We start from the raw sequence: 7511 nt of genomic DNA on the forward strand, positions 1-7511 counted from the left end.
GCGCGGACGAGGGCGACGTACACCGGCATTTACGCGATCTCGATATCGACGCGGTGGCTGTAGTCGCGATCCTGCCCGTAGATGGTCGAGGGGAAATACGGGTGGTTCACCGCATCCGGCAGGTCCTGGTCCTCGAGGCAGAAGCCGCAATGGTGCCCGAACGTCTTGCCTTCGGCCGAAACGTTCGTCGTCACCGAGTTATAGACCTGCAGCCCCGGCCGGTCGGTCCAGAGTTTCAGCGTCAGCGCCCGGTTCGGCCCGGTCACCACTGCAACCGGCTCATCGAACTGCCGGTCGGTATCGAGCACGAGATTGCCGTCATAGTCGATGGGCTTTCCCGCCGTGTCGCGCATCGTGCGGCCCTTGCGGAAATCCCAGATGGTGCCGTCGACCGGCAGGATGGCGCCCGTCGGGATCAGCTGCTCGCCCAGTTCGGTATAGGCGCTCGCCGGGATCCGGTAGCTGTGGTCGAGCACGTCCGCGCCCGTCCCGAGGTTGAAATACTGGTGCTGCACGACATTGATCGGCGTCCGCCGGTCGGCCTTGGCGGTGATGTCAAGCCGCAGCCGGTGCCCGATCAGCGTATAGGTCGCGGTGAAGCGGACATTGCCGGGAAACCCCATCGCGCCATCAGGCGAATCGAGGGTGAAGCGCACCGACGTGTTGGCGCTGTCCGCCTCGCCGTCCCACACCAGCCGCCCGATGCCTTCGGGCCCGCCATGGAGCGCATGACCGAGGAAGTTCGGCGTTACCGTGTAGGTCTCTCCATCGAGCGTGAACGTGCCGTTCCTGATCCGGTTGGCCACCCGGCCGGCGAGTGAGCCGAAATAGGGCGAAGCCGCGGGATAGCTCTCGAACTGGTCGAACCCCAGCACTACCGAGCGCATGCCACCCGCCACCGGCACGCGCCAGTCGCGCACCAGGACGCCCCACGAGATGAGATCGACTTCGACGCCGGTGTCGCTCCTCAGCTTGAACTGGTCGACCCGCTCGCCCTTGAAGCTGCCGAACTCTTCCACCGCGACGCTCATTGCCGTTATCTCCTCTTTCGTGCGACGGGTTGATAGCTGCAATCGGCCGGAAGCGGAAGCGGGGAGGGGGCAGATGGACGAACTGAAGCGCCGGGCCACCGTGCACGACGTGGCACGCGAGGCCGGCGTATCGCTGGCCACCGTCGACCGTGTCCTCAACGGCCGCCCGGGGGTTCGCACCGAGACCGCCGGCAAGGTCGCCGAGGCGATCCGAACCCTCGATTTCCGCCGCGATCTCTCCGCCTCGCTGCTCGCCCGGGCCCGCGATCTCGGCGTCACCTTCCTCCTCCCCGATGGCCGCAACGAGTTTATGCTCGGGCTTATCGACGCCATCTCCCGGCGCGCCCATGCCACCAAGGGCGAGCGCATCAGCATCGACACCATGCTCGTCCCCGCCTTCGATGGAGCTGCCCTCGCCACCGCACTCGCCGGGCTCGATCCCAAGCAGTGCGATTGCGCCGTCGTCGTCGCCACCGAGGACGACAGGGTGCGCCGCGCCATCGACCAGGCGAGCCGCCGCGGCATCGCCGTGGTGACGCTGGTGTCCGACCTGCCGGGCTCGGCGCGCCGGCATTTCGTCGGTATCGACAACCAGGCCGCCGGCCGCACCGCCGCTTCGCTCCTCGGTCGCTTCGCCGCCCCCGGGCCGATCGGCCTGATCGTGGGCTCGCTCAGCCTTGCCGACCACCACCAGCGCCGCGAGGGCTTTGAAGCGGTGCTGCACGGCGAATTTCCCGGCCACCGGATCACCGGCCCACTCGAGGGCCGCGACGACGATGCGCGCACCGAGGCCGCCGCCCTCGAACTCCTCGCCCGCCCGGTCACCGGCATCTACAACCTGGGCGCCGGCAATGCTGGCCTGTTGCGCGCGCTCGAGCGCACCGGGCTCACCGGCAAGGTCCGCGTTGTCGCCCACGAGCTCACCGACGCCACCCGCGCCGGCCTCGCCAGCGGCGCCATCGACGTGGTCATCGACCAGAACCCCGACGGCGAAATCGCCGCCGCGCTCGGCCTCGCCCGCGCCGTGGCGCTCGGCCAGGACACCGAGCGCCGCCCCGCCCCCATTGAAATCGGCCTCTATCTGCGCGACAATCTCCCCAGAGGGTAACCACGACAGAACCGCCCCGGGAGGACCACCGCATGCTGCGCCCATCGCGTCTTGAGGTACGTGCCTCATGACCTATCTCGGCATCGATATCGGCACCTCCGGCGTCAAGGCGCTGCTCATCGACCGCGCCGGCAGGCCGATCGGCGAAGCGACCGCCAAGTCCGTCGAACCGGTCCGCCCGCATCCCGGCTGGTCCGAGCAGAACCCCGCCGACTGGTGGAACGCCACGCTCGAAGCAATCGACAAGCTGTCGAAGTCCCATCCGGCGGAACTGGCAGAAGTTCATGGACTAGGCCTGTCTGGTCACATGCACGGAGCTACACTTCTCGATAAAGACGACAATGTTCTCCGCCCGTGCATCCTCTGGAACGACGGCCGCTCCGCCGCCGAGTGCCTCGAGATGGAAGCGGCGCTTCCCTCCCTTCGCGACATCGCCGGCAACATCGCCATGCCCGGCTTCACCGCCCCCAAGATCGCCTGGGTGCGCAAGCACGAGCCAGAGATTTTCGCGAGGATTGCCAAGGTCTTGCTGCCCAAGGCCTATATCCGCCTGCTGCTCAGCGGCGAGCATGTCGAGGACATGTCCGACGCCTCCGGCACGCTCTGGCTCGACGTCGGCAAGCGCGACTGGTCCGACGAGCTGCTCAACCTCACCGGCCTCAACCGCTCCCACATGCCGCGCCTCGTCGAAGGCTCCGCCCCCTCGGCCGTCCTCAAGCGCGAATTCGCCGAGCGCTGGGGCATGTCAGGCGACGTCGTCATCGCCGGCGGCGCAGGCGACAACGCGGCCGCCGCCTGCGGCATCGGCGCCATCCAGCCGGGCGAAGGGTTTGTTTCGCTTGGTACTTCCGGCGTCCTGTTCGTCAGCAACGACCGCTTCCGCCCCAACACCAATGGCGCGGTGCACGCCTTCTGCAACGCCGTGCCCGATACCTGGCACCAGATGGGCGTCATCCTCTCGGCGACCGACAGCCTCAACTGGCTCAGCAAGGTCACCGGCCAGGACCCCGCACAACTCTCCGGCGCCGCCGAAGCCGGGTTCAAGGGCCCGGGCGAGGAGATCTTCCTCCCGTACCTCAGCGGCGAGCGCACCCCGCACAACAACGCCCATGCCCGTGCGAGCTTCACCGGTCTCTCCCACTCCACCCCCCCGGCGCTGCTCGCCCAGGCGGTGATGGAGGGCGTCGCCTTCGCCTTCCGCGATTGCCAGCGCGTGCTCAGGGACGCCGGCACCGAGATGGGCCAGCTGCTGGCCGTCGGCGGCGGCAGCAAGTCCGAGCTGTGGCTGAAGCTCATCGCCACCAATCTCGACACCGAGATCGCGCTCCCCGAGGACGGCGATTTCGGCGGTGCCCTGGGTGTCGCCCGTCTCGGCCTCTGCGCCGCCGAGGGCGCCGATCCGGCCGAGATCATGACCATGCCGGGCATCAAGCGGGTGATCAAACCCGATCCGAGCCTGAGACAGGCCTATGCCGATCAATATGCGCGCTACTGCGCCCTCTATCCCGCCATCGAGGAGGCTCGCAAATGACCGATTTCTTCAAGGGCATCAAACCCGTCACGTTCAAGGGCACGAAGACCGACGACCCGTTGGCCTATCGCCACTACGACAAGGACGAGCTGGTGCTGGGCAAGCGCATGGAGGACCATATCCGGCCCGCCATCGCCTACTGGCACACATTCGCCTGGGAAGGCGGGGACCCGTTCGGCGGCCGCACCTTCGATCGGCCCTGGTTCGGCCCCACCATGGACCACGCCAAGCTCAAGGCCGATGTCGCCTTCGAGCTCTTCGACCTGCTCGACGCCCCGTTCTTCTGCTTCCACGACCGCGACATCGCGCCCGAGGCCGACACGTTGGCCGAGAGCAACAAGAACGTCCGCCAGATCGCCGAAGTCTTCCAAAAGAAGATGGAAACCTCGCGCACCCGGCTCCTCTGGGGCACCGCCAACCTCTTTTCCAACCGCCGCTACATGTCCGGCGCCGCCACCAATCCCGATCCCGACGTTTTCGCCTTTGCCGCGGCGCAGGTAAAGAACGTGCTTGAGATCACCCATGAGCTGGGCGGTTCGAACTACGTGCTGTGGGGTGGCCGCGAAGGCTACGAGACGCTGCTCAACACCAAGGTCGGCCAGGAAGCCGACCAGATGGCGCGCTTCATTCACCTCGTCATCGAGCATGCGGAAAAGATCGGCTTCAAGGGCCAGATCCTGATCGAGCCCAAGCCGCAGGAGCCGAGCAAGCACCAGTATGATTTCGACGTCGCGACGGTGTATGGCTTCCTCGCCAAATATGGCCTCGAAAAGCAGGTGAAGTGCAATATCGAGGTCGGCCACGCCTTCCTCGCCAACCACAGCTTCGAGCACGAGTTGGCAATCGCCCGCTCGCACGGCCTGCTCGGCTCGGTCGATGCCAACCGCAACGACCTGCAGTCGGGCTGGGATACCGACCAGTTCCCGAACGACCCGCGCGAGATGACGCTCGCCTTCTACCAGATCCTGAAGAATGGCGGCCTCGGCAAGGGCGGCTTCAACTTCGACGCCAAGGTGCGCCGCCAGTCGCTTGATCCGGCCGACCTGCTCTACGGCCATATCGGCGGCCTCGACACACTCGCCCGCGGCCTCAAGGCGGCGGCAGCGCTGATCGAGGACGGCACCTTCGACAAGACCGTCGACGCCCGCTATGTCGGCTGGGAAGGCCCGGAAGCGCAGGCCATGCTGAAGGGCAAGCGCAGCCTCGAAGAGATCGCCAAGCGGGTCGAGCAGCAGGGCATCAACCCCGAACCTCGGTCCGGCCAGCAGGAATATCTCGAGAACCTGGTCAACCGGTTCATCTAGACTGCCTCACCCACCGGCTTGCCTTCTCCCCTTGAGGGAGAGGTGGGGCGTAGCGCCGGATGAGGGGTATCGCATCGCGTTGCGATGCGCGTTCCGAGCGGTAGCGAGGAGCGACGGCCCTCATACTTCCCCTCACCCGCCCGCTTCGCGGGCACCCTCTCCCTCAAGGGGAGAGGGCGGACCACCGAGACACCGAGTACATGCCCACCATCCGCAATCCCATCCTCCCCGGCTTCAACCCCGACCCCTCGATCCTGCGCGTCGGCGACGACTACTACATCGCCACCTCCACCTTCGAGTGGTACCCGGGCGTGCAGATCCATCACTCGACCGATCTCGCCAACTGGGATCTCGTCACCCGCCCGCTGACCCGGGCCAGCCAGCTCGACATGCGCGGCGACCCGGATTCGTGCGGCATCTGGGCCCCCTGCCTCAGCCACGACGGCGAGCAGTTCTTCCTCATCTACACCGACATCAAGCGCAAGGACGGCTCGTTCAAGGACGGCCACAACTACCTGGTCACCGCGCCCAGCATCGAGGGCCCGTGGTCCGACCCGGTCTACATGAACTCCTCCGGCTTCGATCCCTCGCTGTTCCACGACGACGACGGCCGGAAGTGGTTCGTCAACATGCTCTGGGACCACCGCACGCGCCCGCTGCTGTTCGCCGGCATTGCGCTCCAGGAATACGACCATGCGGCCAAAAAACTCGTCGGCCCGATCAAGAACATCTACCAGGGCACCGACCTGAAGCTGGTCGAGGGCCCGCATCTCTACAAGCGCAACGGCAAGGACGGCCGGCCCTGGTACTACCTGCTGACCGCCGAGGGCGGCACCGGCTACGAGCACGCCGTCACTTTCGCCCGCTCCCGCAATATCGACGGGCCGTACGAGACCCATCCGCAAAAACACATCCTCACCGCCAAGGACGCGCCGCTCAACGCCGTGCAACGCTCCGGGCATGGCGATATCGTCGAGACACCGGACGGCAAGACCTTCCTCGTCCACCTGATGGGTCGCCCGACCACGCAGAAGCGCCGCTGCGTGCTCGGCCGCGAAACCGGCATCCAGGAAGCCTACTGGGGCAACGACGACTGGCTGTGGGTCAAGAACGGCCCGGCCCCCTCGCTCGAAGTCGAGGTCCCCGGAACCCGCGACGACACCGATTACTGGGCCGAGTAGCGCTACAGCTTCGACACGCTCCACAAGGATTTCCAGTGGCTCCGCACGCCCGAGACGGAGCGCATTTTCCGCGTCGGCGACAACAAGTTGACGCTGATTGGCCGGGAGTCGATCGGCTCGTGGTTCGAGCAGGCACTGGTCGCTCGCCGGCAGACGCACTTTTCCTATGACGCCGAAGTCACCCTCGACTTCTCCCCCGTCGATGAGCGCCAGTTCGCGGGCCTCACCGGCTATTACGGCCGCTACAACTTCCACTACCTCACCGTCACCGCCCATTCCGACGGCAAGCGTGAACTGCTGGTCATGAGCTCCATGGCGAGCCATCCGGACGGCCGCCTGACCTATCCGGCTGCGCCGGTGTCGCTGCCACAGGACGGCCCGGTTCGGCTCAAGATCGAGATCCGCGGCCCGGTGCTGCAGTTCTTCTACGCCGCAGGCTCGACCAGCGCCGGCGGCAACTGGCGGCCGGTCGGCGGCACGCTCGATGCCTCGCTCCTCTCCGACGAATGCGGCGGCCACGCCGAACACGGCAGCTTTACCGGCGCCTTCGTCGGCATGGCAGCCTCCGACCTCAACGGCACGGGCAAGGAAGCGGTGTTCTCCGACTTCGTCTATCGCCCCGTAAAGCACCCCACCGACCGGTACTGAAGCGCCCCGAGCGGCATGTGAGCGTCTCCCTCCCCCTTGCGGGGAGGGGACAGGGTGGGGGTCCCACGCCCACAGCCCCACCTTGTGGACCGCGACAGCAACGCAGTTGGCACTCGCCGCCAAACCCCCTAACCTCGCGCCCTTCCGCTCCCCGCCCGAACGGCCCGATGGACCAAGCGCCCTTTAACGCCCCGAGTGCCGCCGAAAGCTCGCCCATCACCCCGATGATGAGCCAGTTCCTCGAGATCAAGTCGGTCAATCCCGGCTATCTGCTGTTCTACCGGATGGGCGATTTCTACGAGATGTTCTTCGAGGACGCCGAGATCGCCAGCCAGGCGCTCGGCATCGTCCTCACCAAGCGCGGCAAGCACCAGGGCAATGACATCCCGATGTGCGGCGTCCCCATTCACGCCGCCCAGGATTACCTCAAGAAGCTCATCGGGCTGGGCCACCGCGTCGCCATCTGCGAGCAGGTCGAGGACCCGGCCGAAGCGAAGAAGCGCGGCTCCAAGTCGCCGGTAAAGCGCGACGTGGTGCGCCTCGTCACCCGCGGCACCATCACCGAGGATGACCTTCTCCCCACCCGCGGCTCGGCCTATCTCGCCGCGCTCGCCATGGTGCGCCACGGCGAAACCGATTTCGCCCTCGCCTGGGCCGATGTCTCGACCGGCGAGACCGCGGTGCTTGACGTCTCCGCCCTGGCGCTGG

The 7511-nt window shown here is 66.6% G+C and carries 4 protein-coding genes and 2 pseudogenes; 5 read left to right on the forward strand and 1 reads right to left on the reverse strand.

The features are described from left to right. Nucleotides 1–29 precede the first annotated feature (29 nt). A complete protein-coding gene (locus tag JWQ89_RS07880; RefSeq protein ID WP_299639884.1) occupies nt 30–1031 on the reverse strand; it encodes an aldose epimerase family protein in 1002 nt (333 codons plus the stop codon). A gap of 73 nt (nt 1032–1104) precedes the next feature. Between JWQ89_RS07880 and JWQ89_RS07885 the strand changes: the two genes are divergently transcribed. From JWQ89_RS07885 to JWQ89_RS07905, 5 genes and pseudogenes are all read left to right on the forward strand, one after another. Then, nucleotides 1105–2139: a LacI family DNA-binding transcriptional regulator gene (locus JWQ89_RS07885; protein ID WP_299639886.1), complete on the forward strand. Its 1035-nt coding sequence runs from the start codon at nt 1105–1107 to the stop codon at nt 2137–2139. A 67-nt stretch (nt 2140–2206) separates the two neighbouring features. Then, on the forward strand, nt 2207–3670 hold the full coding sequence (gene xylB, locus JWQ89_RS07890) for a xylulokinase (protein ID WP_299639888.1): 1464 nt from the start codon (nt 2207–2209) through the stop codon (nt 3668–3670). Further along, nucleotides 3667–4974 carry a xylose isomerase gene (gene xylA, locus JWQ89_RS07895; RefSeq protein WP_299639891.1) on the forward strand — a complete coding sequence of 436 codons (1308 nt, stop codon included), beginning with the start codon at nt 3667–3669 and terminating at the stop codon, nt 4972–4974. Before xylB ends, xylA begins: the two co-directional genes overlap by 4 nt. Nucleotides 4975–5174: 200 nt before the next feature. Continuing rightward, nucleotides 5175–6803 (forward strand): annotated as a pseudogene (locus JWQ89_RS07900) (glycoside hydrolase family 43 protein). Nucleotides 6804–6970: 167 nt separating this feature from the next. Further along, nucleotides 6971–7511, forward strand: a pseudogene (locus JWQ89_RS07905) (DNA mismatch repair protein MutS); the annotation flags it as partial.

The sequence above is a fragment of the Devosia sp. genome (assembly GCF_028290645.1).
GTDB lineage: Bacteria > Pseudomonadota > Alphaproteobacteria > Rhizobiales > Devosiaceae > Devosia_A.